At 43.1% G+C, this 24794-nt stretch carries 23 protein-coding genes and 1 pseudogene; 11 read left to right on the top strand and 13 right to left on the bottom strand.

Translation table 11 applies throughout. The features are described from left to right. Positions 1 to 37: 37 nt before the first annotated feature. Positions 38 to 1027: a substrate-binding domain-containing protein gene (locus VPNCDNU1_RS13950; RefSeq protein WP_104400878.1), complete on the bottom strand. Its 990-nt coding sequence runs from the start codon at positions 1025 to 1027 to the stop codon at positions 38 to 40. A gap of 369 nt (positions 1028 to 1396) precedes the next feature. Here VPNCDNU1_RS13950 and VPNCDNU1_RS13945 point away from each other — a divergent pair, with 369 nt between their 5' ends. Then, on the top strand, positions 1397 to 2401 hold the full coding sequence (locus VPNCDNU1_RS13945) for a LacI family DNA-binding transcriptional regulator (protein WP_104400877.1): 1005 nt from the start codon (positions 1397 to 1399) through the stop codon (positions 2399 to 2401). Positions 2402 to 2436: 35 nt separating this feature from the next. Here the strand turns inward: VPNCDNU1_RS13945 and VPNCDNU1_RS28830 are convergent, their stop codons facing one another. Next, positions 2437 to 2577 carry a hypothetical protein gene (locus VPNCDNU1_RS28830; RefSeq protein WP_167404795.1) on the bottom strand — a complete coding sequence of 47 codons (141 nt, stop codon included), beginning with the start codon at positions 2575 to 2577 and terminating at the stop codon, positions 2437 to 2439. Positions 2578 to 2641: 64 nt separating this feature from the next. Here VPNCDNU1_RS28830 and VPNCDNU1_RS13940 point away from each other — a divergent pair, with 64 nt between their 5' ends. Continuing rightward, a complete protein-coding gene (locus VPNCDNU1_RS13940) occupies positions 2642 to 4015 on the top strand; it encodes a nicotinate phosphoribosyltransferase (protein WP_104400876.1) in 1374 nt (457 codons plus the stop codon). A 91-nt stretch (positions 4016 to 4106) separates the two neighbouring features. On the opposite strand, the pseudogene VPNCDNU1_RS13935 reads toward VPNCDNU1_RS13940, so the two are convergent. The 4 genes and pseudogenes from VPNCDNU1_RS13935 to VPNCDNU1_RS13915 all read right to left on the bottom strand — a co-directional run bounded on the left by VPNCDNU1_RS13935 (position 4107) and on the right by VPNCDNU1_RS13915 (position 7243). Continuing rightward, positions 4107 to 4910: pseudogene (locus VPNCDNU1_RS13935) on the bottom strand (SDR family NAD(P)-dependent oxidoreductase). Positions 4911 to 5151: 241 nt separating this feature from the next. Further along, positions 5152 to 5571 carry a hypothetical protein gene (locus tag VPNCDNU1_RS13925; protein ID WP_104400874.1) on the bottom strand — a complete coding sequence of 140 codons (420 nt, stop codon included), beginning with the start codon at positions 5569 to 5571 and terminating at the stop codon, positions 5152 to 5154. Continuing rightward, the gene (locus VPNCDNU1_RS13920; protein WP_104400873.1) at positions 5571 to 6299 is read right to left on the bottom strand and encodes a hypothetical protein; all 729 of its coding nucleotides are present in this window, start codon (positions 6297 to 6299) and stop codon (positions 5571 to 5573) included. The genes VPNCDNU1_RS13925 and VPNCDNU1_RS13920 overlap by 1 nt, the downstream gene beginning before the upstream one ends. A gap of 242 nt (positions 6300 to 6541) precedes the next feature. Further along, the gene (locus tag VPNCDNU1_RS13915) at positions 6542 to 7243 is read right to left on the bottom strand and encodes a class I SAM-dependent methyltransferase (protein ID WP_104400872.1); all 702 of its coding nucleotides are present in this window, start codon (positions 7241 to 7243) and stop codon (positions 6542 to 6544) included. Positions 7244 to 7659: 416 nt separating this feature from the next. On the opposite strand from VPNCDNU1_RS13915, the gene VPNCDNU1_RS13910 reads away from it, so the two are divergent. The 3 genes from VPNCDNU1_RS13910 to VPNCDNU1_RS13900 are packed head-to-tail and all read left to right on the top strand — an operon-like array spanning position 7660 to position 9725. Next, a complete protein-coding gene (locus tag VPNCDNU1_RS13910) occupies positions 7660 to 8574 on the top strand; it encodes a DoxX family protein (protein ID WP_104400871.1) in 915 nt (304 codons plus the stop codon). A gap of 36 nt (positions 8575 to 8610) precedes the next feature. Then, entirely contained in the window at positions 8611 to 9159 is a 549-nt protein-coding gene (locus tag VPNCDNU1_RS13905) for an RNA polymerase sigma factor (protein ID WP_237324134.1), read from the top strand. Between the two features lie 2 nt (positions 9160 to 9161). Next, a complete protein-coding gene (locus VPNCDNU1_RS13900) occupies positions 9162 to 9725 on the top strand; it encodes a hypothetical protein (protein ID WP_104400870.1) in 564 nt (187 codons plus the stop codon). A 41-nt stretch (positions 9726 to 9766) separates the two neighbouring features. On the opposite strand, the gene VPNCDNU1_RS13895 is transcribed toward VPNCDNU1_RS13900, so the two are convergent. The 6 genes from VPNCDNU1_RS13895 to VPNCDNU1_RS13865 all read right to left on the bottom strand — a co-directional run bounded on the left by VPNCDNU1_RS13895 (position 9767) and on the right by VPNCDNU1_RS13865 (position 13308). Continuing rightward, positions 9767 to 10234 (bottom strand): ASCH domain-containing protein, encoded by a 468-nt coding sequence (locus VPNCDNU1_RS13895; RefSeq protein WP_104400869.1) that lies wholly within the window; start codon positions 10232 to 10234, stop codon positions 9767 to 9769. A 72-nt stretch (positions 10235 to 10306) separates the two neighbouring features. Continuing rightward, positions 10307 to 10885: an NAD(P)H-dependent oxidoreductase gene (locus VPNCDNU1_RS13890; RefSeq protein ID WP_104400868.1), complete on the bottom strand. Its 579-nt coding sequence runs from the start codon at positions 10883 to 10885 to the stop codon at positions 10307 to 10309. Positions 10886 to 10944: 59 nt separating this feature from the next. Continuing rightward, positions 10945 to 11298 carry a MerR family transcriptional regulator gene (locus tag VPNCDNU1_RS13885; protein WP_104400867.1) on the bottom strand — a complete coding sequence of 118 codons (354 nt, stop codon included), beginning with the start codon at positions 11296 to 11298 and terminating at the stop codon, positions 10945 to 10947. Between the two features lie 4 nt (positions 11299 to 11302). Continuing rightward, positions 11303 to 11776: a GNAT family N-acetyltransferase gene (locus tag VPNCDNU1_RS13880; RefSeq protein WP_104400866.1), complete on the bottom strand. Its 474-nt coding sequence runs from the start codon at positions 11774 to 11776 to the stop codon at positions 11303 to 11305. After that, positions 11769 to 12548 (bottom strand): GNAT family N-acetyltransferase, encoded by a 780-nt coding sequence (locus VPNCDNU1_RS13875; RefSeq protein WP_104400865.1) that lies wholly within the window; start codon positions 12546 to 12548, stop codon positions 11769 to 11771. Before VPNCDNU1_RS13875 ends, VPNCDNU1_RS13880 begins: the two co-directional genes overlap by 8 nt. A 562-nt stretch (positions 12549 to 13110) precedes the next feature. Then, positions 13111 to 13308 carry a PA3496 family putative envelope integrity protein gene (locus tag VPNCDNU1_RS13865; protein WP_101111897.1) on the bottom strand — a complete coding sequence of 66 codons (198 nt, stop codon included), beginning with the start codon at positions 13306 to 13308 and terminating at the stop codon, positions 13111 to 13113. Between the two features lie 433 nt (positions 13309 to 13741). On the opposite strand from VPNCDNU1_RS13865, the gene VPNCDNU1_RS13860 reads away from it, so the two are divergent. From VPNCDNU1_RS13860 to VPNCDNU1_RS13850, 3 genes are read left to right on the top strand one after another with little or no spacing between them, the layout of a single operon-like run. Continuing rightward, a complete protein-coding gene (locus VPNCDNU1_RS13860) occupies positions 13742 to 14593 on the top strand; it encodes an ABC transporter ATP-binding protein (RefSeq protein ID WP_104400923.1) in 852 nt (283 codons plus the stop codon). Next, positions 14590 to 15525 carry an ABC transporter ATP-binding protein gene (locus VPNCDNU1_RS13855; protein ID WP_104400863.1) on the top strand — a complete coding sequence of 312 codons (936 nt, stop codon included), beginning with the start codon at positions 14590 to 14592 and terminating at the stop codon, positions 15523 to 15525. Before VPNCDNU1_RS13860 ends, VPNCDNU1_RS13855 begins: the two co-directional genes overlap by 4 nt. Then, entirely contained in the window at positions 15522 to 15977 is a 456-nt protein-coding gene (locus tag VPNCDNU1_RS13850) for a transcriptional regulator (protein WP_104400862.1), read from the top strand. The genes VPNCDNU1_RS13855 and VPNCDNU1_RS13850 overlap by 4 nt, the downstream gene beginning before the upstream one ends. A 414-nt stretch (positions 15978 to 16391) precedes the next feature. Here the strand turns inward: VPNCDNU1_RS13850 and VPNCDNU1_RS13845 are convergent, their stop codons facing one another. Continuing rightward, the gene (locus VPNCDNU1_RS13845; protein WP_104400861.1) at positions 16392 to 18368 is read right to left on the bottom strand and encodes a replication initiator protein RctB domain-containing protein; all 1977 of its coding nucleotides are present in this window, start codon (positions 18366 to 18368) and stop codon (positions 16392 to 16394) included. A gap of 1561 nt (positions 18369 to 19929) precedes the next feature. Here VPNCDNU1_RS13845 and VPNCDNU1_RS13840 point away from each other — a divergent pair. From VPNCDNU1_RS13840 to VPNCDNU1_RS13830, 3 genes are all read left to right on the top strand, one after another. Then, positions 19930 to 21150, top strand: coding sequence for a ParA family protein (locus VPNCDNU1_RS13840; protein WP_104400860.1), 1221 nt, complete (start codon positions 19930 to 19932; stop codon positions 21148 to 21150). A 3-nt stretch (positions 21151 to 21153) separates the two neighbouring features. Continuing rightward, positions 21154 to 22128, top strand: coding sequence for a ParB/RepB/Spo0J family partition protein (locus tag VPNCDNU1_RS13835; RefSeq protein ID WP_104400859.1), 975 nt, complete (start codon positions 21154 to 21156; stop codon positions 22126 to 22128). A 169-nt stretch (positions 22129 to 22297) separates the two neighbouring features. Then, the gene (locus VPNCDNU1_RS13830; protein ID WP_104400858.1) at positions 22298 to 24346 is read left to right on the top strand and encodes a tRNA(Met) cytidine acetyltransferase TmcA; all 2049 of its coding nucleotides are present in this window, start codon (positions 22298 to 22300) and stop codon (positions 24344 to 24346) included. The last annotated feature ends 448 nt before the right edge of the window (positions 24347 to 24794 follow it).

The raw sequence follows: 24794 nt of genomic DNA, 5'->3' as shown, positions 1-24794 counted from the left end.
AGATTGGCTGACCCGCAATTGTTTTACTGACACTGAGTTACAGCCCCATAGCAGCAAGATCGTCCACCGTGTTTTTATTGAGCTCCACCAGTTGATCGACAATTAGATTGGTTGAGCCCGGCTCAGGGTTAACCACACCAAGACCCGGAATATTCGTGCCCGATTGAATGACCTCTCCTTTTATGAGTTTGTCGGCCATAGTGACAAACACCTTGCCCGCTTCCATTGGGTTCCACATAAAGCCACCGGTTAGCACACCGTTGTGAACAAGCTTGCGCCCTTGACCCGGTGAGAAGGGACCAAGTACCAGTACTTCACCCGTTTTTCTGCGCTCTTGTACTGCGCGGGCTGCGCCAATAGGGCCTTGGCTTCCAAACGCGAGGAAACCTTTCAAACCGGGGTTTGCCGACATCAAGTCCAAAGCCGTTGTGCGGCTATCATCCACACTTTCAGCCACACCATATCGATCGCCTGTTAAGGTCATGTCTGGGTGATTTGCTTTGATGTATTCAATCGCCGCGTCAGCCCAAGCGTTATGGAGTGGAACCGTTAGAGAACCGACAAAAACAGCGTATTGCCCTTTGCCCCCCAGTTTTTCAGCCAGCAACTTCCCGTAGGCATCACCGAAGCCCTTTACAGAAGCTAATTCAAAATTCCAATCCACATTTTTTTGCGCAGGTGATTCGTGGGTGATCACTTTGATTCCTTGCTGACGCGCTTTTGCTAACACGGGCTCTAGCACTTCTGCATCATTAGGAACCACGCCAATCGCATCGACCCCTTGGGCAATCAAATCTTCAATTGCACGAACCTGAAGTGCAGGGTCGGCACTGGTTGGCCCTATCATAAACGCATCAACTCCAAGCGCTTCTCCCTGTTTCTTAATACCTTCTTCCATGGCGTTAAACCAAGGGATTCCCCCAATTTTCACTACCACTCCCATGGTCGGTTTGTCGCCAGAAAAAACAGGCAACGAAGCCAATAATGCGAGAGAACCTATTGAGATCAGTTTCAGCAAACGTTTCATAGCGTTAAAATCCTTCTTCTTCACACGCTCCATTCAGAGCGCGGCTGAACAACGTAGAGCAAATCGAATAATGACAATTGGCTCTGCAAAGTAAGATGCTTTCAACCTTAAAAGCACCATCGATTGTGCAAAAAAGAAAAACGAATATTGAAGGCAAACGAGTGAGCTTGTTGCACATCTTTTGCCTAATGACTCATATTTAGCACAATCGATAGTGCAAATAGTAATGTATACTTTGAGAAAGTGGTTGCCTCACTATTGATACGACAATAAAAAATAAAGTATCGATTTGGTAACTTATTAAAAAATATATGGTTATTTTTTAAACGTTTTTCAAATAGGACTTTGACAAACAAGAAAGGAAGCGCGATGAGCAAGTCGGAAAAGAAAACCACCATTTATGACATTGCCAAAGAACTGGAGATTTCAGCGTCAACCGTTAGCTCTGCACTCAATGGGACATGGAAAGCAAGGCGGATCTCAGAAAAGAAAGCCATGCATATCCAACAATTCGCCAGAGAAAAAGGCTATTACATTAACATGCAAGCTCGCGGGTTAAGAGCGGCTAAGTCTGGCATGATTGGCCTGTTAATTCCTCAGCACGATAGCCGATTTTTCGCCTCATTAGCACAGGAGTTCGATCACAGCGCTAAACGCCGAGGCTTATGCCCTATCGTTATTGCGACAGAACGTGAGTCGTCCGATGAACTGCAAACTGCAGAAACGTTGATTTCCTTTTCAGTCGATGCCTTATTTATTGCGGGCGCTACCGATCCAGATGCCATCAGCGACTTGTGCACGCAAGCTGGTGTACCGCACATCAACCTCGATTTACCTGGAACAAAAGCGCCTTCGATTGTGACCGACAACTTCTCTGGCGCGACCGATTTAGTGGTCGCCATTCGAGATCGAATCAAAATTGATTCAGCACAAAGCCTTGTTTTCATTGGCGGTAATTTGGACGATTACGCCACTAAAGAGCGAATCAGAGGGTTTAAACAAGCAACCTCGGATCTTCCTAATGATCTTTGCAGTATCTACGCTGAAGGCTACCAACCCAAGGAAGTACATGAAACCGCGAAGCGCATATTTGCCCCTTCTCACCCCGCCCCTGCAGGCGTGTTCGTTAATTCAATCACCGCTTTTGAAGGGATAATTCAATTCATGCAAGAAAACCAACGCCACCCACTCCGCCGCTCCGTGATTGGCTGTTTCGATTACCATCCCTTTCTTGCCTACGTTCCCTATAACGCATTTATGGTAAGGCAGAACGTAAAAGAGATGATCCATTTAGCCTTCGAAATGTGGGAGCGTGGCGATACAGGTAATCATGTGGTGAAGGTCAAACCCGAGTTGGTTATCAATGGAATATAACCCTTACAACTCTTATAGCTCTTACAGCTCTGAGGCTATGGAATGCAACTCAGTGGAAAGAACGCATCTGTTGCCAGAGAGCATTGTGAGAATGTAATAATATGGGCACTGATCAGAAGTCGCTTCACCATGACTTGCGATTCATCACTGACATACACATAATCGAACTCATTCATTTATTTCATTTTTGTTTCTCAGCCCTTTGGGTCTGTTGACCTAGGCAAGACAGGTTATCGTTTCATGAACATCATTTTGAATACCGACTCGTACAAAGCCTCCCATTACCTCCAATATCCACCAAAAACAGAGTTCGTCTCAAGCTACATTGAGTCCCGAGGCGGCGTATACCCGCAAGGTGTTTATTTCGGTTTACAAATGTTTCTGGAGCAATATCTGTCACACCCCATTTCTCAAGAAGATATTGATGAAGCGAAAGCGGTATTGACGGCGCACGGTGAACCCTTCAATGAAGAAGGCTGGCAATACATTTTAGAGGTACACAAGGGCTACTTACCGATTGAAATCCAAGCGCTACCCGAGGGGAGCGTCGTCCCTGCCCGAACGCCTTTGGTGCAAATTCAAAATACGGACCCAAAATGCGCGTGGTTAACCAGCTATCTTGAAACATCGTTATTGAGAGCGGTTTGGTACCCAACCACTGTTGCCAGTAAATCTTTCGCTATTAAATCGTGTATTAAACGTTATCTAGAAGAAACCGCCGACAACCTTGAAGGCTTACCCTTCAAACTTCACGATTTTGGTGCTCGTGGCGCTGCAAGTAACGAAGCCGCGTCTATTGGTGGGTTAGCCCATCTATTGAACTTTATGGGTACAGACACTGTTTCTGCATTGGTGTATGCCAAACGCTACTACAACGAAGACATTGCCGGGTACTCCATCCCCGCAGCCGAACACAGCACCATAACGGCGTGGGGGCAGAAAAATGAAAAACTGGCCTACCAAAACATGCTGGATCAATTCGCGAAACCCGGAAGCTTAGTTGCGGTAGTAAGTGACAGCTATGATTTATTCCATGCGATCGATAATCTTTGGGGAGACGAGCTAAAAGCCAAGGTAGAAAATAGCGGTGGAACCTTGGTTGTCCGACCTGATTCAGGTAATCCAGTCGAGATTGTGGCGCAAACCATCGAGCGCTTAATGGTGAAATTTGGTGAATACAGAAACACAAAAGGCTTCCGTATGTTGCCAAATTGCGTTCGAGTTATTCAGGGTGATGGGATCTCTCAAACCACCATCGAACATATTCTGTCTGAACTAAAATCCAAAGAGATAAGTGCCGATAACCTAGCATTTGGTATGGGGGCGGAGTTACTGCAGAAGGTAAATCGAGATACCATGAAGTTTGCTATGAAAGCGTCTGCCATTTGCATTGATGGGAAGTGGCACGATGTATTCAAAGATCCCGCCACCGATCCGAACAAAGCCTCTCGAAAAGGTCGCCTAGCTGTTCTCGAAGCATCGGATTGGGAAACGGTCCGTGAAGACGAGTTAAACGGGCGTGAAAACGCGCTTCAAGTGGTATTCAAAGACGGGCAGGTACTTAAACGTCATACGCTGCAAGACATTCGCGAACGTATTCAAACCTGCACCTGATTGTCAGGGCATGTACTCGTTGTTGCCACACCTAAATGTTCTCTTCTCTACAATCTCTACTAGACCGAACCTGATAAGCAAAATCGGGGGATCAATGAAAGGTAAATCCACCGTCCACATTCACTGCCTGACCCATCACTTGCTCTGCCTGAGCAAAATACACAGCAAGTTTCCCCATATCCTCCGGTGTTTGACCAACCCCTTGAGGGATCCAAATATCCTGATGCCGCGCCCAAGACTCTTCCATGGTTTCACCTTCCAGCTTCCAGCGCTCAGCTAGCCCGTCCGGTCCGTACCACATTGACGTGGGCACAATGCCCGGACAAATCGCATTAACTGTAATTCCTGTGCGTTGTACTTCTTTTGCCAGCGAATTGGTAAACCCGACCACCGCAAATTTCGATGCGCAGTAGTGAGCCAAATCTGGGAAGCCTTCTTTTCCTGCAATGGAAGCAACATTAATGATCCGTCCGCTTCCCGCTTTTTTCATAGCGGTAATTTCAGCTTTGCAACACAAGAACACCCCTTTGGCATTCACGTTGTTCACAAAGTCCCAGTCTTCTTCGGTTAATTCTTCAACAGACTTTATGCTGATAACTCCAGCATTGTTTACCGCTATATCCAGTGTTCCAAAGCGTTCAACAGCTTTCGATACCATGCTTTGCACATCCTACCATTTTGAAATATCACTTTGCAGAGCCAGTGTCTCAACGTCATAACCAGCCAGCTCTTTTGCTGTGGTTTGCGCGTTATCAACATTGATATCGGCGATCACTAAATTGCACCCGAGCTTGGCAAATTCCGTTGCTATGCCTTTGCCAATCCCTCTACCCGCACCTGTCACGAGCACTGTTTTTCCTTTCAGAGACATAAAGTTTCCTTTCTGTTTATTTATACCTCAAGAGTAAAAAAGTGCTCCTGATAGAAAGATCGAACAACTATTTAATAATTAGAGTTTTAGAAGAACTAGAAAACTATGTAGCGTTGCATGGAGGAGTTAAATGCAACAGGTGTGGCATTGATGGAATCAAAGATGAGAAATGGTATGAAGAGGTGAAACCGGCTGTCACCGCTAAAAGTGAAGCCGGTATGAATACAAAATAGGAAGCGAATTTTCAGGAAAATACATTCCTATTCTATCTACGCTGAGAGAGCGTATCTTTGGTTTTCTCAAGTTTACTAACAATATTCGCTACAGGTGCGCCTTCATCTTGAAGCGCTTTCAAGTCGATTAGAGAGGAATCAATAAAGTCGACTGCTGAGTCAAAAGTTACATATCTAAAGTCCTGTTCTTTTGCTGAATTAACGGGATATAGACTTTCGACCTTTTCTAATTCGTACCCCTCATATACAACAACTTTAACAGGATAATTCCTCGGCTTAGAGTCTCCATGAGATTGCCATTGAAACCATTCAACACCCAACAATTTTCCACTTAGTGAAGGTGGACCGAAGTCGTTATAATCCATGACAGTAATAGAAGAATTCGCATTTATGCTAAAAGAAAATGCGAACATGATTATGAGAAAAAAAGTTCTACCTATTTTTATTGCCATTATCTCCCCCAACAATTGAGAGTTTTTAACTTATATTTATTTTCAGTATCGGCTGGAACAACAATCAGGCTAGATAACCAATCAAATTGTTTTAAAGGCACCTTACTATAAAGCCCTTTACCCACTTTATCCCAATGAACTTCATAAACATAACCTTCTGAAAATAACCAACAATGGGTTCCCCCTCTAGATAAACCAAACGCAAAAGGTATTTTCTTTAGCTCTTTATAATCCAAGGTTTTTAACTTTCTAGCAGGAAGGTTGGGATACAATTTCTGAAATTCTGGATGAGATTCCGTAGTGGGAGAGTAATCAGCCACAAGATATTTGACTGGTACCTGATCAGGGCTATAAACACAGCGTCGCTTTGCCATAACTGTCGCGTAAGTATGCTCCTCATCACCATCTTCAGGGTGAATTGAGTCTGGAGTAGCAAAAATACTTGACCAACCATAGTTGCTTACTAACTTCTTAGCTAAGATCGTTCCTCTGAAGTTACTTTGCATATTTTCTCGCCCCATAAGCCATATCTCTTTAGAAAGCTGCACATTACCAATTTTCTTATATGAGTGGGACAAAACCTTAAGCACATAGGTAATACAGTCTGTTGCTTCTAAACTTTCGTATTTTTGGGGATTGTTTTTCTTCAACTGAGACCCAACTTCATGAGTATGATTGTTGTATAGGTCTAGCATTTTATTTTTTGCATATGTAGAGAAGCTAGTCATCTTTTCCCTCATATTCCTTTGGCATGAAATTTAAATGAGTATCATAAATCAGAGCCAATTTTCTTATACATTCCAAAACGTTATTCTTGGAAGTATTTCAATACAAAATGTAATCTACAAACAAATAGATTGCGATTAACTTTTAATAAGAAATAGGTGAAAAAATCAATATGTGATTTATGTAAAAACATTTTTAACAATGTCCAACCCGTCGTATAAGACGAGTAAAGCTAACCTTCAAGCTACCTACGTTGACACTTCATAAACATAAATTGTGGGCGAGTTTTCAGCCTTTGGTATCTCTCTTCTGATAGCGCTTTTACTTTTTCAGTCACCTCCCCTTCTGAAAATTGTGTGACGACTAAGCCACTTTGAGTAATGGCGTTAAACGTGTCGGTGAGTGAGCGACGATAGAAAGAGACTTCCACTGGTTGGCTGAGTGTATTCCATTCCTCTTCAATCAGTTCACATCGAAAGTAGTCACCAGAAGGCGATGATTTGAAATCCACCATGGGGTGATGGGTAGAAAAAACAAGAACACCACCGGGCTTTAAAACACGTGCAACTTCTTTGAAAAACGCGCCCAAATCTTTTAGGTAATGAACCACCAGCGGGCACACAACGACGTCTGCACTATCGTTTTCTTCGTTAGGCAAACCGACAGAGAGATCTTGTGAGTAAGCGCATACTTTGCTTTTAAACTTTGACAGAACAATATCAATCATATCTTGAGACACATCCACGCAGGTGACGCTAGCAGCACCTTCTGCAAGAAAATGGCTTGCGTATTCACCCGATCCACAACCTAAATCCAATATCGCTTTCCCACTCACATCTCCAACTAATGCCAATGTAGAAGGACGTTCGAAATTCGCATTGTAAATATTGTCTTCAACTGCTTTTGCGTACTCTTTTGCGTGTTTGGTGTACATGTCCGATTTCATAGAAGCCCCTGTGATCAAGAGAAGAATGGGAGAGAGGTAGCTATACCCAAGTGACCTCAAGATGCAGGATTCAGAGCAGCATATTCTGGTCCAATTCAAGCCTTTCTACTTCAAAATCAGGAACGCAGCGTAATGACTAGTCCTTTCCAAGTTCTTTGACGATGAAGTGGTACAGAATATATGCTCCCAAGGGCGAGTTTAATTGGCTTTCATGCTTCGTTGCCGACTCTTGATTTAGACTTGCTAGATCTTCAAGCCGGTGCCTTGCCTTAAAGCCAATTAATTCTCGCTGAACCAAGCATCTTGAGGTCACTTGGGTATATCTTCTCTTTTTTTCCATTCTATGCAATCAAAATCCAATCTGATTCGTTTATAGAGTGAAGTACATACTTTTACTCACTAAGAAGAGAATCAAAATGGAACAAAAACACTCGCATTTTGCGCAGGCAGCGCTGTTTCTTCGCATAGGTCTGGGGTTGGTCTTTGTCATTGGGGGACTATCTAAGCTCAGTTTATTGCTTTCAACTACCAAGCAAGCCGGCATGGTGGCGAATTACATGGGCACTACCGGCTACATCAACGAACTCTTCCAAGATTATTTGTTCAGTAACGGCATTTTGACACCGTGGTTTTTCCTCACCTCCCTTTCTGCTTTTGAACTCTTTTCAGGGGTAGCACTTATTGTTGGTTTTATGGTTCGACCTTTGGCTCTGTTTTATGGGCTATTGCTTTGGACGTTTGTTTTCTCTCTTCCTGTCGATACGGTGCCGGGTGCATCCGTAGGTGTAAAAACGTACACCTCCCCCGCTTTGTTCGTTCAGATCCGCGACATTACCCTGTCGGGAATGATGTTTGTTTTATTTAACCTAGGTGCAGGGGCTAAAAGTATCGATCTACGTAGGGGGTACGGTTCTGAGTCTATTCAGAGCGTGGACTGGAATACTATCGGTCTTTTACTGCGATTTTCCCTTGGCTTAACCTTCATTGTGGGTGGCTTTTTTGGTGCATACGCAAAAATCCCAACCTTCGCAACGCCTCAACTGATTTTGGCTCTCCTCGGCGTGGTGCTTGTTCTCGGTCAGGGGAGAGCACTCAAAGTTGCCGCCATCGCCGTCGTGGCGGTCATGCTTTGGTTTATGGCAACAAAAGTCAGTGTCGATAAGGGTGTCATTGCCAATTTAAATGGCTTCAAGCGGGAATTTGCGCTGGCGGCAGCGGGTCTTGTACTTGTGAAGCTTGGCGGTGGAGAACGATTTGCAGCACCCGATCTTATTCGCCGAATAAAACGCGCATTGGGGTATGGCAAGCTTTTAAAGTCACCATCTGTTTAAAATCATCATCTGTATAAGGGAATAGGCTCATCAACCGTGAGAGTATTTGGTGAGCCACTCAATGAAATGATTCGATTATTTAAACGTCCAGCAAAACCCAACTTCGATGAAGCGTTGTTGAATCAGCTTTTTTGCTATGCTTTTTCGCTTTGCCACGACGAAACACAAGCTTTCGATCTTGTTCAGCACAGCTGCGAAAAATCCTTATCAAATAATAGCGATCACGCTCATTCCAAACCGTATATGATGAAGGTGATTCGACACGCTTTTATTGATCAATACCGGCGAAAGCGATTTGAGCTCGTGAAAGACATTGTCGAGATAGAATCGTCATTGGAAGAAGAGAGTCATTGCCTTAAAACGCTAGAAGAACTGCATATTGATAAACAAAACGTCGCCATGATTCTGGACCAAGTCAGCCCCCAAGAGCGAGAGCTTTTGTATTTATGGACAATAGAAGGCATGAGTATTCAAGAGATCGCCGACATGACAGAGACGCCTAAAAGCACATTGCTCGCAAGATTGAGTCGGTTAAGAAAAAGGCTGGTTAAGCAATTTGAACATCTGGTGGAATGGGAGGCGTAAGAATGGATAAGCAGAAAAATGCACGTACTTTAAAAGAAGGTCTCTCTGAATTTTACAGTGAAAAAAGCCTGTCTAGCGAGCAACTCCTCACGCTTCAATCACGAGTAAACAAACGCAATAGTACAGTATTTCCGTACGCCGTGGTGGCAACTCTACTCGTATTCGTTTTATCTGCCGCACTGCTGTTTCCTTTGAAAAACCGATACTTCGACATCTCGGCTGAGATTGCATATAACCATAACAGCCAAATGCAAATGGAAATAGCCAGTCACTCGCTGGAAGATATCGCCCAATATCTCAATCGGCTGGATTTTTCCCTTATTGCCTCACAGCAACTTCCAGCAAAGGATTGGCAATTACTGGGGGCGCGATATTGCAGTATTGAAGGAAAAATTGCCGCACAGATAAGCGTCAAAAACAGAGAAACCAAGCAGATTCATACGCTATATCAAGCACAAAAGCCCGACGGCATAACTTCAAATATTGAACAATACCAAGCTGAAGTAGACGGGGTGAGCGTAAAACTTTGGGAAGAAAACGGGTTATTGATTGGTTTGGCCAATTAAATACCCCGAACTTGGCTAACAGGTTGCTTTAGAAATGAAAGTTACAAAGGAAACACTTTTTCGAACCTTTCCAACACTAATTCCGACGAATCATTGAACTCGGCACCCACTTCCTTGGCATATTGAGTAAAAAAGTTCACATGCGCGGTATGCCACCACTCATAGGTGCCGTCTCCTTCGCCTTCGGCTTTTGCAAACTCTTCGGTTACCTCCTCAAACGGACAAAGAGAAACGTCTGTTAGCTTCACAATGCAAACGGGTTCTTCTTTCCAGTTCAAGACTAAGGTCAATCGCCCAACAACGGGCAAAGATTCACCTTCAATATCGTAGCCTTGTTTCAAGCTACATGAAGCGGTTTTAGTACCTTCATTGATTAAGCGAGCGCATTCATTGGCGTTGTATTCGTCGGCACAAAAATACTCAGCAGTAATTTGGGGAATAGCGTCTCTTTCGCTTTTAGGCAAAGTATCAAGATATTGATTTAAGAAAGTGTGTTGAGTAGGTGTCATTGGGTACCTTTAATAATGCAGAAACGAGCAGCAGACTCAGTCTCACTGCCACTCGTTTTTCTTGTTGGTTAATCATTTCACTGATTCAGAAGCCCCTAACTCAGCGACTTCTGTTAGCCATTGCTGTCTTTGAGCTTCATCAGAACCAATAATCGATCCAAACAAGTTGACTTTTGCCGGTGACATTCCGCTGAATTGGAATGTGAATAGATCGAGTTGATCCAAAACGGGTTTCGCTTGATATTCCAAATACTCCTCCGGTGCATCCATTGTGAGCATGAGTCGAACCGTCTTTCCTGTTAGAAGTTGGACCGGTTCAGCACTGCCCTTTTCATACTTGAACGCAAAACCAGGTAGGATGGCTCTATCTAACAACCCCTTAAACTTGGCCGGAATGCCTCCCCACCATATAGGGGAAATAACCACGATATGATCCGCCCAAGTGATCGCTTGCTGGAAGGCGTCCAAACTTGGTTCTAGTGGCTGATCACTATCGTAACCGGTGTCCAAGCTGAGATTAAACTCCATCTCTGACAGGTTCATTCGACGAACTTCTGCTTTCTCTCTCGCTTCAACTTCATAAGAATCGGCCAGCAGTTTAGCAAAACTGGATGACTTCGGGTTGGCATTAAGTAACAGTATTTTTTTCATTGTCTGATTTCCATTTGACTAAGCAGACAAGCATTACATCTTTGCCCTTAGGGTCAGAGTCAACGACTTTTTGGACAAGAATCCATAGATTCGATGCAATTATCTATTTTTTCTATATTTTTCAGCACCCTATCAAGTTCAACTTGTAGGTTTTTTTTTACTTCTAACAAAAATTGATGCACTTTTTGCCAATCCACTTCACCATCTCTATAAGTAATCACGCCTTTCAGTTGCGCTAATGTCACGCCAAGTGACTTTGCTTCGACAATCAATTGAAGCACATCAAGGTCTTCTTCAGAGTAGACTCGATAACGACCTCGACGGGCGGGAGGCTGAATAAGTCCCTTTTCTTCATAAAGTCGAATCGCTTTGGTGGTTAAGCCTGTGGATTGAGATACTTGTCCGATAAGCATTGAGTTATTCCTTTCGTTTTACATCGATTGTCATTTGCACTTCAATGGCAGGGCTACCATCGGTAAGGATTAAGATATCAGATTCAATACGTTGCGCGACTTTGAAGCCTATTTTCTCAAATACGGATACATTGCCCGTTTGCTCGACGCACCAGAGCGAAGCTCTTTTGGCAGAAGCATAAGACCCAACGACACCCTTGATCATCTTTCCGGCAAGACCTTGCTTTCGGTACTGATGATCAACCGCGACAGATTGAATACTGACGGTGTGTCCATCGAATTGGGCTTCTAAGCTTCCCGCAAGCGTTCCCTGAACATATCCACCAAAAGCCTGACGATTCCCGATTCGATTTTTCTGAGATTGGTACGTTATCTGACGTGGTTTGTATACGTTTCTAAGCGCTTGAAAGCACGAATACTGTAATTCCTGATGCGCTTGATCTTTTACGGAAATATTCACGATATCGACGTTATTCATGGGGATGAGCAACGTCGTAGTTATAAGGGGTGGTCACTGCAAGTTGCTCAAAACCGTGCTTTTCGGCAATGGGTTGGCTCATATCTGAAGCATCAATAGTGAGGTAACGTACCCCACGAAGTTTAGCGTCGTTGATCCGTTGGTGTAAAAGTGCGGTATAACAGCCTTTTCCACGGTGTGCTTTCAATGTACTGCCACCCCATATCCCCGCGAATGGACTTTCACCGTTATAGGTTATCCAACCGGAGCTTACAGGTTCATTGTTGTCGTACACCACATAAATAGTGATTTGATCGGGTTGCGTACGCTTGAAGTTACTGAGGTAATCGAAATGCCCACTGAGATCGGTTTTCCAAACGGCTTCCTGGACAGTAATTGCATCTCGAATGCCTTCATCATCACTGACTTCGACAACTCGACCGGATATAGGAAGGTGAGCCTCTATGGTGTCGAGATCCAATACCATAAAAGACTCAGGGTCGTCTGCCACAAATCCTTTCTTCTCTAATCTTTTTCCCATGTCGCTCGGGGAATCAAAATCGTAGACTTTCCATTCAAAGTTGCGTTGAAGCGCGTTAAAATAATCCACTTCATTATCAATGGCTGCATTCACATTGGCATCATTTAAATCAAAATACGAAATGAGACTGCCATCAGGGCTATCTGACACCAAACGAACCACTCCCATTGTTTGGTGCCTCTGATACCCCGTAAGATTAATGTTGATTCGCTCAAACTGATTGTATTGAGTTAAAACTGCTTTTTTGTCCATTGTATTTCCCTATAAACCTGAACTCGGGATACGTCACTAACGCATCATACTATTGTTTTAAATACAGGACATTAACGCTAATTTACAATGTAAACTCTATCCGCTGTTTTTGATCACAACTTGCGTGAAATCTATCCATCCATTAGGTAAAAGCTTGGTCATGGTCAGTTTGTCGGAAACACTCATATCTTGCCGAATATGCAAAATTGGCTGGTACACGAGTATGAATAATAAATAAGCTCTCAGAACCCTTAGAGATATGTGTCTTGTAGTGTTAGGTATAGATGTGAAAAATTCAGCAGTGATGGCAATCCCAAGTGTATCATCAAAGACCATCGCAAAGCGCAGAATACTAACGCTTAAACGATTAGTGAGCCTGAAACTCTCGCACTAACGTGATTAGGGTTTACAGTGTAAATAATGGAAATGGAACAGCGCTCAAGCCATAGAACAATACCCAAGTAACGCAGGGGCGGCTACTTGGGTACAAACACAGGAAAACACTTTCTGATGAAAGAGTGACTGCTTCGTTTTGAATGAAGATTAACGAATACCTTAGATGCTAATGAAGCAATCCAAGCTCTTCAGCCTCTTCCAACGTTAAGCCGCTTTCCTTAATTTCGCGAAGCATTTCAATCCGACGGCGCGCTTCTGCCGATTTGCGTTTGTGATCTGATTTCGCTTCAGTGACTTCATCCTTAAAGTCCCACTTTTCAGCTATTGTTGAAATCTCAGAGTGGTCAATAGAATTTATAGACATAATTGCCTCCAAAACACCTTCTATATCAGGGACACCTAATCTTTAACAAAGGCAATTGAGCTTGTTAAGACAATTGAATACAGAATGTGACAGATACAAAATTTCCCGAAATATGTCTCTGCATTTACAATTAATATTTTGATAAATTGCCTTTCCAGTATTAGATTTAAAGAACTATTCGCTGCAATTTATGTTCTGCCCTTCCCACGTATTCTTTTCTTATTCTCCTAAAGTAAATGACCTCTTACTGACCTTTATGATAATGAACTCATTGACATCTTTATAAAATCAATAAATTGAAGTAGCTCGCATTTTGTAAAAGTTACCCCCTATGGATACATGACCTTTATCACCCTTTTTTATCCGACTTATTTTTTAATGCGAAATTATGGGCGATGATAATCAATATCATTTCTATCCTGGAAAAGCTGTTATGAGTGAGTCAAAACACCCTCAGGCGTTTCACCCTGAACCCATTCTTCAGATACGCGATTTGTGTGTCGATTACATTACCGACAACGGCGACTTTAATGCGGTTAAGTCTGTCAGCTTTGATATCGGTAAAGGCGAGATTTTTGGTCTAGCTGGTGAGTCCGGTTGTGGTAAGAGTACCATTGCTTTTGCTATTAACCGCCTTCACAAAGCGCCTGCTTATATATCTGGTGGACAAATTTGGTTTAAGGGCAGAGATATCATTCGTTTATCGGATGAGGAATTAAGAGTGCTTCGCTGGAGCGAAATTGCGATGGTTTTCCAAAGTGCAATGAACTCACTTAACCCAGTTTTGACTGTTCAAGAGCAATTTGCAGACGTTTTGCGTCATCACAAAGGCTTTAGCGACGCAGAAGCGAAAGAACGCGCTGAAAAGTTACTTGATTTGGTAAACATTCCACGTGAGCGTCTAACGGAATACCCTCACCAGTTCAGTGGCGGCATGCGTCAACGCCTGGTTATTGCTATTGCGCTCTCTCTCAATCCAGAGATGATTGTTATGGACGAGCCAACCACAGCATTGGATGTTGTTGTACAGCGCGAAATCCTACAGCAGATTTATCAGCTTCGTGAAGAGTTTGGATTCTCCGTGCTCTTCATCACTCACGATTTGGCCTTAATGAGCCAACTGTGCGACCGCATAGCCGTTATGCGTCACGGTGAGCTGGTGGAAGTGAATACTTCGAAGGAAATCCGCAACAATCCACAACACCCATACACTCAAAAACTTTGGGCGTCGTTCCCGAACATTCACGAAGCACGCCATAAGAATGAGCAAGGAGAGCCAGTATGAGCAGCGAACCAATCATCCAATTGAACAACGTGACTAAAGAGTTCAATATTGGCGGCGGCTTTGCAAAAGTCGAATCCTTTAAAGCGCTGCAAGGTGTGAGTTTTAACCTGTATAAAGGCAAAACCTTAGCGCTTGTCGGCGAGTCTGGCTGTGGTAAGAGTACTTGTGCTCGTCTGATGACCAAAGTGTACCCTGCTACCGAAGGTGAAATCCTTTATCGCGGTAAAAATATCAATGATATTAAGAGTCGAAAAGACGTGCTCGATTACCGCAGTAAAGTACAAATGGTTTTCCAAGACCCGTTTGGTTCGTTAAACCCAACGCATACCATTGAGCACCACCTCACTCGCCCTATTAAGATTCACAAGCAAATTGCCGACAAATCTAAGATTCCAGCTAGACTGCAAGAGCTACTAGATCTGGTCGAGTTGCCTACTGAAACGCTTAAAAAGTTCCCACACGAACTGAGCGGCGGTCAAAGACAGCGTGTTAACTTGGCGCGAGCACTCGCTGTTGGCGCAGAAATGATTTTGGCTGATGAGCCTACTTCAATGCTCGACGTATCCATTCGTCTTGGTGTGTTGAATTTGATGAAGCGAATGAAAGAAGAGCTTGGCATTGGTTTCTTGTACATCACGCACGATTTGGCGACTGCGCACTATATCGCGGAAGAGACCGCGGTAATGTACAAAGGTCAGATTGTTGAGTGGGGCGACACCAACTCAATCCTTACTAACCCTCAGCACCCATACACGAAGCTGCTTATCTCAGCGGTGCCCGATCCTGATCTTCCGTTTGGCAACTTGGTTGAATCAGAGCCGAATTACTCTCAAGATGCAGACAAGATCCGTGCAACCAGCGGTATTTTACAACCGTTATATGATCAAGTTGGTGATAATCACTTTGTAAGACAGTGGACCAGCGCTGCATGATATCCCTAGAGGCTTGGCAAGCCGAAGTCTCTGATTGGTATCAATCTGGGAAACATGATCAAGTGGAGCCGCTGGTTCCGCTGATCCTCCAGCCACCAGAAGCTATTTGGGGTCCTTTGATCACAGACGAGCAGAGCAAGGCAATTGCGTGCTGGCTGGATGGATGCTTGAGAATATTTCAGCATTACAAGAGAGAAGAGTCACCGACAAAAAGCTACGAATACCTAAACTTTGCTTATGCCAAGCTTCAAGCTGTCTCTTGCAACCCAGAAGCAGAGATAGATTTAAAGCACTGGTGTTTAAAAAGACTCGACCACTTAATCGTCGTCATGTTGGAACAGTGCAATCAATTGGGGTGGACAGAGGAATCTAAAAAGCAGATCCAATGTCATGTGGAGTTTATGTCTCAACAGCAGCAAAACATGAACTTAGCCGTTGGAAATGGATCATAAATTCGAAAGCATGATCAAGGATAAATAGAGTTTATCAGCTGATCGCCGGAACGATGATCAAGCATGGAAACATGATCAAATCATTTCCTTGATCATTCTTCCCAAATTTCAATACTGAACAGAGATAAGTTCAACAATTTCAAATCATTAAACTCACAGCCTTTCCTAGAAACCCACGTTTCATCATTGCTCTACACTCTGTTACTCTCAAATTTCAGGCAAAAAAATAGCAGGTTTTTCAACCTGCTAAAGTAATTCATTGTTTGAATGAACAATTGAGCCATTTATTAATCCATTGGAAAGAACAACAAGTGTCGTCATTTCGGAAAGAAGAATAAACCGCTCAGTACGTTGTCTTGTCAGAGTATTGTCAAACTTATCATAACCTTAAAGAAGTTATATGACGCGAAAGGGCTAGCCACCCGTAGCGACTTCATCCAAGGTGCGCATGACCAACTCATCAATATGCCCTTCGAAAACTTGTTTGCATACTTTCTTGCGTACAGCCAATCCTCTGATGAGCTTTTCAATCGACAGATGGTTAACTTCACGCTGACCATTAAACAACTCAATTGTTTTACTCAAAACCTCATACGGAATGACGTCTTCACCCACTCTAAGCCAATCAAGCTTCTCTATAAGCTCCTGACACTCTTCACGAATAGATCCGGGAGAATGTCCGGTCATAGCAGAAAGAGCCGTTATACTGCGTTCTAGAGCCTCTGGGGACGTATATTTAGACAGAGTGATCGTCAATTCATCCGCATTGATCTCTACGAGATGTTTTCTTAGCTTCACTCTTCGCCCGAGCCTTCCCTTAGGCGATGAGGGTTTACGCTGGATCGGTTCAAACTCGCCATCAATGATCTCGGCAAGTTCTTCTAATTTTTGCTTGGACACCATTTCGTGGCGTAGCGGGTTAGGCAATGTCGGTGCCATATTTCGCTTACCGGCATTCGTGGTACGCGCTCTGGAGTAACGAAGCACTTCTTCAACATCGCATTTAATATCAAGTTGGTAATCCACCACCTTGGACTTCTCTTCGATGTTGGTCACGGTGATGTGATAACCCCAAAGGTTCACCACAAACATATCTTCGGTACCCTTCCCTTCTGACAAGCGCTTAAGTTCACGCATGAGATCCATAGAGAATCGACGCCATTCGATATTTCTGGCCAGTTTCAGGTTCAATTCGCTCAACAGCATAGTATCGGTAAACCGGCGCGACATGCGGCTACGGAAGAAGGAATACAGCTGGAAAACAAGCGTATGTTGGCGAAGAATTTCCGGCGGGAACAGGAAGAAATAATCTCGAGTGAGGAGCTCTTCATAGAACGACGGCTCCCAAACCAAGATGTATAGGTTCGGTTTAATGCGTATTTCGCCCGCAGCGTCCTCTGAAGGTGCTTCTTCCGATGCAGTGATAGTTCTGGCCAAAAAACGAAAACGATCGCTCTTAAAGCCTTCTGGCATGTTCTCGCTCATCCAGCGACCGGTTAGTTCATGAAGCTGAAAATCGGTGTATTCGATCCTATCAATACTTTCGCGGATCGAATCCCGCGCAGGTCCGCTGTCTTTCTTGCCTCGTAGTGCCAAAATATCCGTGATGTACAAAGGCGTTTTATTCGGCACCTGACGGGCATTCATCTGATAATCTTCCTGATGATGCTCGTGGTATTGGACGGTAAGGGTAAACAACGCGAACAACGTCATCAGATCGTCTACGGTCATGATGTTTTTTGATGATCGCGTCTCGATCACCGCTCGACTCCCCGAGATCGAGACCATAGATTTTTGGTAACTCTTACGAGTGCGCGGTGGCGCAAGTGCTTGATCGATGATTCCTGCCCAGTTTGTTGGGGATACAACAAACTGCTCTGATTCGTCTTTCATCGCAGGGGGAATATTCAAACCGTGTTCATTGAGCAAACGACGATTTACTTGGGTCTGAGCCAATGCTTTCGAACGTTTCTGTTTTTCATTCTGCTTGCTTGACTCAGTCATTAAACTGGTAGCGCCTAGAACGGAAATCAATTGGCTTGGATTTACAAAGCCATGGAGCATGGTTTTTCCAGCCAACCCTTCCTCAAAACGAACAGGGGTTTGGGTAAACAAACCGATACTCACAGCAGCTCTTAAGCGTTGCTGGATGGCGGCTCGCGTGAGTTTTCCATCCGTGGCTTCCACTAACTCCGTCGTGGAGACATACCCATCTTTACTGGAAAACCCGCGAAGCGAAATTAAGTTCAATAGTTCGACAATGCTTTTCGTGACGCCTTTGAAGTGTTGATACTGTTCAATCCAATCAACGACTTGCTCGCTAACTAAAAACAGATGTCCATCTTTATGGTTCCTAGGATGCTTGATTAAGATCTTCTCTTCAGACGTCATTTTTTATCCATGGCCGCTTGACCGTAATTCTGCTATCTTTCCGAAAGAGTAAAGAAAAATTATTCATAAATAAAGAAAAAATTACTGCTCTTAAAAAAACTGATCTTTATGATTTAATTGATCTAAATTGATTAAGTGATCATATGATCTGGGTGCTAAGAGCCTTGTAAGTCAATGAAAAAGAAAGAGTTTATTTTTTGGCTTTCAGAAGCATGATCATGTGAATCTCGAAACGATGATCATTAAGTTATTGAAAGCATGATCAAAAAAATCAGAAACGATGATCATCAACAGATCGAACCCATGATCAAGTAACGCACGAAACCATGATCAAAGAGCTTTAACAAGTTATCCACACTTGCCACCTTGATTGACCATCAAAATAGTGGATGATACGGATCAATGATCAAGTCCGAATTTCAATAACTGCCGTATTTGTTTTGTAATTCGATTGAATTGGCACTGTAATCCAGAAGACACTCCAACTTTTCCACAGCCCACTCTCTCCGAAGCATGATCAAGGTTTTATCACTAAACGTTTATGTCCATTGGATTACACTATTTTTACGACTCTACAGATATTCAAAATAAGCAATGCCTTATTGAATCTACACTCTCTGTAAGTTGGACGATAATTTTCATGCTTCCGACGGAAGAATACAACTTGATCATTGATCCGAAATGGATCTGTGTGAAGTGGTTAACAATGAAGTGGTATTTACATCGATATTTCCCATGATCATTCTTCCTAAGAGACTATTTTTACCTGCAAGCATGATCAAGAGGTACTCCCTTGATCATGCATCCGCAATCACCAGCTCTCCTTGATACGTGCGTAGGAAAAATTATGGCATCTCTCGCTATAAATTCGATTTACACCCCCCGTAATTTGTGGGCGCTCAATAATCGTTCCGTTGATTTTCTTGGGGTCAAAAGGTCATGATGCTCCTTTATATCCGAGGAAATTCGATCTTGGGCGTTTATTTTTTGTCCCATTTATTGAGGTAGCTTGGGGTTAGGTGTCGGCGTGTTTCCTATTTTTTCACCATTCCCTAAAAGAAAGTATTTTCAAAAACCTCAAAGATACAATCATTTTTGTGTGTACTTGAAGAACCGAGCGATATGACTGTATTGAAAATCATACTTTCTCAGATTTAGTTCGTTTTCTTATATAGCCTATTAACTCGAAAGTGTTAGCGTGTGAAAATAGAATCTTTACAACAGAAGTAAATCTAGGATATCGACTTTCTACTCTGGTCATTTTCTTCGTTTAAAAAATACCCATCGGTATTCCTATGGATTTAATTCTTGTTTTACAGCACTTCTGTTATAGATTTCGTTTACAGTGTAAATAAGTGATGCTGTAACACTTTAAATCTTTTCCAGTATGTGAATTTAGTTATGTGGTTTTTAAATCATGAAATTATCATTTTTGCAGGGAATTCGTCTAAATAGCTTTATTTAATGTGATTTCGCTCAAAAGTACGTGTTCACCTTTTTATTGTTTAAGTTAGGTAATGCTGTACAATGCAAAATAGTTAATTCGTTTGGATGCTTAAAGATGAAGCGAGAAAAAACAATAGAAAATCTCATCGAGTTGGCTGAACAGACTCAACAAGTTCAAGCCGACCGAATTGAAATTGTATTAGAAGAACGCAGTGATGATCATTTTCCTCCAATGTCAAAAGCGTTGATGGAGACTCGTTCGGGTTTAACAAGGCGCAAACTAGATGATGCTATTGGGAAGCTGGAAGAGAATGGGCATCAGTTTACAAAGAACAATGCTAATCACTATTCGATCTCCCTTCAAGAAGCGCATATGTTGATGGATGCAGCGGGCATTCCTAAATTCCATGAACGCAAGAAAAATGGCGGCAACAAACCTTGGATCGTGAATGTACAAAATCAGAAGGGTGGTACAGGTAAGTCTATGTCTGCCGTTCACCTTGCCGCTTGTTTAGCCCTGAATTTGGATAAGCGTTACCGCATTTGCCTGATTGACCTTGATCCTCAAGGTTCGTTACGACTATTTCTTAACCCACAAATTAGCGTGACAGAGCACGACAACATTTATTCCGCTGTCGATATTATGCTTGATAACGTTCCTGAAGGTGTAGAGGTCGATACGGAGTTTCTACAAAAGAATGTTTTGCTCTCTACTCAGTATCCTAACTTGAAGACGATTTCAGCGTTTCCAGAAGATGCAATGTTTAATGCGGAAGCATGGCAGAGCCTGTCTCAAGACGCGTCTCTGGATATCGTTCGCTTATTAAAAGAGAAGCTGATAGACAAAATTGCTGATGAGTTTGACATCGTCATGATTGATACCGGTCCACATGTCGATCCATTAGTTTGGAATGCGATGTACGCTTCTAACGCACTTTTGATCCCTTGCGCAGCTAAGAGATTGGATTGGGCATCTACAGTTAACTTTTTCCAGCATCTTCCAACGGTTTACGAAATGTTCCCTGACGACTGGAAGGGGCTTGAGTTTGTTCGTTTAATGCCTACTATGTTTGAAGATGACAACAAAAAACAAGTCTCTGTACTAACAGAAATGAATTACCTTTTAGGTGAACAAGTGATGATGGCGACGATCCCTCGTAGCCGTGCTTTTGAAACCTGTGCTGATACCTACAGTACTGTATTCGACTTAACTGTCGGTGACTTTGAAGGGGGTAAGAAAACCCTCTCTACGGCGCAAGATGCCGTTCAAAAAAGTGCTCTGGAGTTAGAGCGCGTAATGCATAGTCACTGGTCATCACTCAATCAGGAGTCTTAATTTATGGCACTGAAAACATCCGAATTGAACGCAAAGTTGTTTGGTAAAGCCAATAAGCGCCGAGCAACATCCCCACAAGAAGCTCAAACTGCCGCCAAAGAAAAAGCGCAGTTTATCGAACTTGCTGTCGCAGGTCAGGATTTGGTCTCTTTTGAACTTGTGAAAGTTCCAGCAGACAAAGTGGAATCGGATACGCTTGTATTTGAGCAAAATGCGCGTGAGCAGTCTTTCCTCAATCAGCATGCACTCTCCGATATATTGACGACCTTGGAAGAAAGAGGGCAACAATATCCAGCTGTGGGTCGTCGCACTCGTGACGGAAAAATTGAAGTTCTTGATGGTAGCCGACGTCGCATGTCGTGTATTTTGGCTAAGAGAGACTTCTTAATCTACGTTGCTGAAAACATCGAAACAGAGCACGCCAAGTTTTTGTCTGATGTAGCGAATGCACATAAGCCGTTATCGCTGTATGAGCGTGGTCGAGAAATGCAGGCAAAATTAGACAGTAATGAAGCGGTCGATCAAAAAGCATTGGCAACGATATTCCAATGCAGCGAAGCTTTAGTGAGTGGTGCGTTGAAAGCCGCTGCATTGCCGCTTGAATTACTTCGTGCTTACCCAAATGTTGGGGATTTAGGTCGACCAACCATTGTTAAACTGCACAAACAATTTTTCCAATTAACCGCTGAACAGCAGAAATCGTTATTGAAAAAGTGTCACGGCAAGAACGGGTACGTATGGCAAAGTTCGCAAACCCAAGGTGTTAGCCGTATTACTAAAGAAGTGACAGAGCAGCTTGAAGCCTGGATCGAAGAACTGTCTCCAAGTAAGAAAGCAGCAAGTTCAGAAAAAGTAGATTTGGTGAAAGGGCGTGTAAGCTACACTAGAAAAGGCAATGCGCTTTCTTTGAATATGAAAAAGGTCGATAGCCAAACAATGGACGAAATATTAGCCTTTTTGCAGGAAAAACTCTCATAGAAAACCGTTGTTTATTATTGTTTCGAAAAGCCGCTTTGTTAAGTGGCTTTTTTCTTTTGTAATTAGGAACGCGCAATAGGGAGCTCTTTCCACCTTTGCTTTCTTGAGCTCGTTGCTGGATCACTGATAACATGCGACTCATTCTTCAATTATTTGATGCAGGTTTTACGTGACCCACACGGACTACATTACCCAACTTTTTGACATTGCCGATCATAACAATCATCGCTATTTGGTGGATGTATCAGGGGATGAGGAGTGGGTCGAGAGCACACTAAACCCAGCGATTCAATACACATCTTCCACATGGCACGAGAATGTCTACAAGCTGGGAGGGAAACCACTCCTTGGAGCCATCACAAAACCGTTCAAGTTTGGCACAAAACTACTTGGCTCTGAAATGAGAGCACTCATCTATGATTGTTCAGACGGGTTTGATGCCAATAGTTTTACCGCTGCTTGCGGTACTGTTGTTGGTGGTGGAATTGTCTTCTTGATCAACCTTCATAAATTAGAGAGTAACCTAGGTACGCGCTGGTTGAGAGCACACTTAGCTAGTGCGATTAAAATTGGCCCATCAGTCGAGATACCAGCGCTTCCTGAAAAATTGCCTAAAGCGAGTTCTTTCCAATATACAGACCAACTAAAGGCAGTTGATGCCGTTCAAAAGGTACTAACAGGAAAGCGAAAACGGCCGCTTGTTATGACGGCGGACAGAGGGAGAGGGAAGTCTTCTGCGATCGGTATTGCAGCGGCAAAAATAATGCTGACCCGCAAAGTCGAGATTCTTGTTACAGCTCCGTCAACGAGCGCTGTCGCACCTATGTTTGAACATGCTCAACGACAACTTGACCTCGAAAGTCGCACTACAAAACATATTGTAGAAGAGGCAAATGGGAGTTGTTTGCGTTTTATTGCTCCGGATGAATTGCTATCGACTTTGCCAGACTGTGATTTACTGATTGTTGATGAAGCATCAGCGGTTCCTATTCCGCTTCTTATTCGTATGACTGAGCAATATCACCGAATGGTTTTCTCGACCACAGTGCATGGATATGAAGGATGCGGGCGAGGGTTTACGCTTAAGTTTACTCGCTGGTTGCAGCAACATCGTGCTGGGTGGCGAGCCATATCCTTGGATCAGCCGATTCGGTGGGCGAAAGGTGATCCTCTCGAATCTTGGCTGTTTGATGCCTTTTTATTAGATGCCGATCTTGATAAAAACAGTACTCCATCGGAGATGGATGTTAAGTACCTAACGCTTTCTCGTCAGAATAAAAACGCTCTTCTTGAAGATATAACTCTTCTTAAACGTTGTTTTGGCTTACTCGTTAACGCCCATTATCAAACTACCCCTAATGATTTATTCCAGATACTCAATGATAACAATGTTGAACTTTGGCTCGCGGCGGCTGGGGATAATCTGATTGGCGTTGTCACCATCATTAGAGAAGGCAACCTTTCTTCAGAAGTGATCTCAGGTATCGTAAATGGGAAGAGGCGACCAAAAGGGCACTTAGTTCCAGCAAGTATTGCTAACCATTTAGGAATCGATGAATCGGCACAACAGAAGAGTGCTAGAGTGATGAGAATTGCGGTTCATCCGGAATTTCAAAGACAAGGGGTAGGTGCAAAAATGCTGTCTGAGCTACATGCTCGTTTAGATGACATTCAGTATTTGTCTACCAGTTTTGGCGCAACTGATGAATTACTCCGTTTCTGGCAAGAAAATCATTATCAAGTGGTTCGGATTGGAAATTCGAGAGATCAAGCCAGTGGTTGTCATTCTGTCATTATGGTGCGCCCGATTACACAGCTATCTTGGTTTCAAAGTGCAATTCAATATTGGCAAAGCAATTTTGTTTCACAGTTGCCTAAGGAGCTAAAGGCACTTGAACCAGAATTGGTTTCCCAGCTCTTTTTGCAATGGCAGCCAGAAACACAGGTATTATCTGAACATCAATTTCGAATGCTGTCTCGCTACGCTCACGGTGGAAATGGCGAAGAATCTATCAGTCACATCTTAAGTGAATGGCTGGTTTCCATATTACCTCAATCGCACAAAGTATCGCTTTACCCACTGGTCGCTCTATTTTTGCAAAATCAACCTTGTTCTAAGGTTTCGAGCCAGTACGGTTTTAGTGGGAGAAAAGCTCTAGGCGCTTACTTGCGTGAGCAGGTGTTGATAGCGCTCAATGATTTACAGTGTAAATCGTGATGATGATATTTCTATTTTCATGGTCTGGCGGATATTAATGTATGTAGACTGATAAATATGCGATTTTAGAACCAAGTTTAAACGACAATTCAAAACGCTAACATTTTGAAATTTACAGTGTAAATTTAATATCTGTTCCAGTTCCACTTTCAAAACCTCACCTCTTAAAGTGTAAAAAATAAATTATTTTTCAAAATGAAATTGAGCCTTAAAAGTGCTTTTTAGGCATAACGTCTTTATGGGTGAAACCCAGCCTATATATTTGTTTATCAGTAATATTTTAAAATCGAAATGCAAATAAGTGATGATGAATCTTATGTGCAAATTTGTTCGTACATAAGTGCTAATTGAGCCGATTACGCACTTTTATTGTTGATAAACAAAGAATCCCTCCTACACTCAAAATAAACGTCAACTCCGATAATGGCTAGGTCGAAGGGATGGACAC

Source organism: Vibrio penaeicida (assembly GCF_002933855.1).
Taxonomy (GTDB): domain Bacteria; phylum Pseudomonadota; class Gammaproteobacteria; order Enterobacterales; family Vibrionaceae; genus Vibrio; species Vibrio penaeicida_A.
Note: the sequence above shows the minus strand (reverse complement) of the source record. Positions and strands in the feature narration are given on the sequence as shown.

Excerpts from the sequence above, each read along its gene's own strand:
- VPNCDNU1_RS13845 (WP_104400861.1), bottom strand. The coding sequence starts at position 18,368 with ATGACGTCTGAAGAGAAGATCTTAATCAAGCATCCTAGGAACCATAAA.
- VPNCDNU1_RS13840 (WP_104400860.1), top strand. The coding sequence starts at position 19,930 with ATGAAGCGAGAAAAAACAATAGAAAATCTCATCGAGTTGGCTGAACAG.
- VPNCDNU1_RS13880 (WP_104400866.1), bottom strand. The coding sequence starts at position 11,776 with ATGAATAACGTCGATATCGTGAATATTTCCGTAAAAGATCAAGCGCAT.
- VPNCDNU1_RS13925 (WP_104400874.1), bottom strand. The coding sequence starts at position 5,571 with ATGGCAATAAAAATAGGTAGAACTTTTTTTCTCATAATCATGTTCGCA.
- VPNCDNU1_RS13875 (WP_104400865.1), bottom strand. The coding sequence starts at position 12,548 with ATGGACAAAAAAGCAGTTTTAACTCAATACAATCAGTTTGAGCGAATC.
- VPNCDNU1_RS13865 (WP_101111897.1), bottom strand. The coding sequence starts at position 13,308 with ATGTCTATAAATTCTATTGACCACTCTGAGATTTCAACAATAGCTGAA.
- VPNCDNU1_RS13900 (WP_104400870.1), top strand. The coding sequence starts at position 9,162 with ATGGATAAGCAGAAAAATGCACGTACTTTAAAAGAAGGTCTCTCTGAA.
- VPNCDNU1_RS13890 (WP_104400868.1), bottom strand. The coding sequence starts at position 10,885 with ATGAAAAAAATACTGTTACTTAATGCCAACCCGAAGTCATCCAGTTTT.
- VPNCDNU1_RS13940 (WP_104400876.1), top strand. The coding sequence starts at position 2,642 with ATGAACATCATTTTGAATACCGACTCGTACAAAGCCTCCCATTACCTC.
- VPNCDNU1_RS13950 (WP_104400878.1), bottom strand. The coding sequence starts at position 1,027 with ATGAAACGTTTGCTGAAACTGATCTCAATAGGTTCTCTCGCATTATTG.
- VPNCDNU1_RS28830 (WP_167404795.1), bottom strand. The coding sequence starts at position 2,577 with ATGAATGAGTTCGATTATGTGTATGTCAGTGATGAATCGCAAGTCATG.
- VPNCDNU1_RS13945 (WP_104400877.1), top strand. The coding sequence starts at position 1,397 with ATGAGCAAGTCGGAAAAGAAAACCACCATTTATGACATTGCCAAAGAA.
- VPNCDNU1_RS13920 (WP_104400873.1), bottom strand. The coding sequence starts at position 6,299 with ATGACTAGCTTCTCTACATATGCAAAAAATAAAATGCTAGACCTATAC.
- VPNCDNU1_RS13835 (WP_104400859.1), top strand. The coding sequence starts at position 21,154 with ATGGCACTGAAAACATCCGAATTGAACGCAAAGTTGTTTGGTAAAGCC.
- VPNCDNU1_RS13915 (WP_104400872.1), bottom strand. The coding sequence starts at position 7,243 with ATGAAATCGGACATGTACACCAAACACGCAAAAGAGTACGCAAAAGCA.
- VPNCDNU1_RS13860 (WP_104400923.1), top strand. The coding sequence starts at position 13,742 with ATGAGTGAGTCAAAACACCCTCAGGCGTTTCACCCTGAACCCATTCTT.
- VPNCDNU1_RS13910 (WP_104400871.1), top strand. The coding sequence starts at position 7,660 with ATGGAACAAAAACACTCGCATTTTGCGCAGGCAGCGCTGTTTCTTCGC.
- VPNCDNU1_RS13855 (WP_104400863.1), top strand. The coding sequence starts at position 14,590 with ATGAGCAGCGAACCAATCATCCAATTGAACAACGTGACTAAAGAGTTC.
- VPNCDNU1_RS13885 (WP_104400867.1), bottom strand. The coding sequence starts at position 11,298 with ATGCTTATCGGACAAGTATCTCAATCCACAGGCTTAACCACCAAAGCG.
- VPNCDNU1_RS13895 (WP_104400869.1), bottom strand. The coding sequence starts at position 10,234 with ATGACACCTACTCAACACACTTTCTTAAATCAATATCTTGATACTTTG.
- VPNCDNU1_RS13850 (WP_104400862.1), top strand. The coding sequence starts at position 15,522 with ATGATATCCCTAGAGGCTTGGCAAGCCGAAGTCTCTGATTGGTATCAA.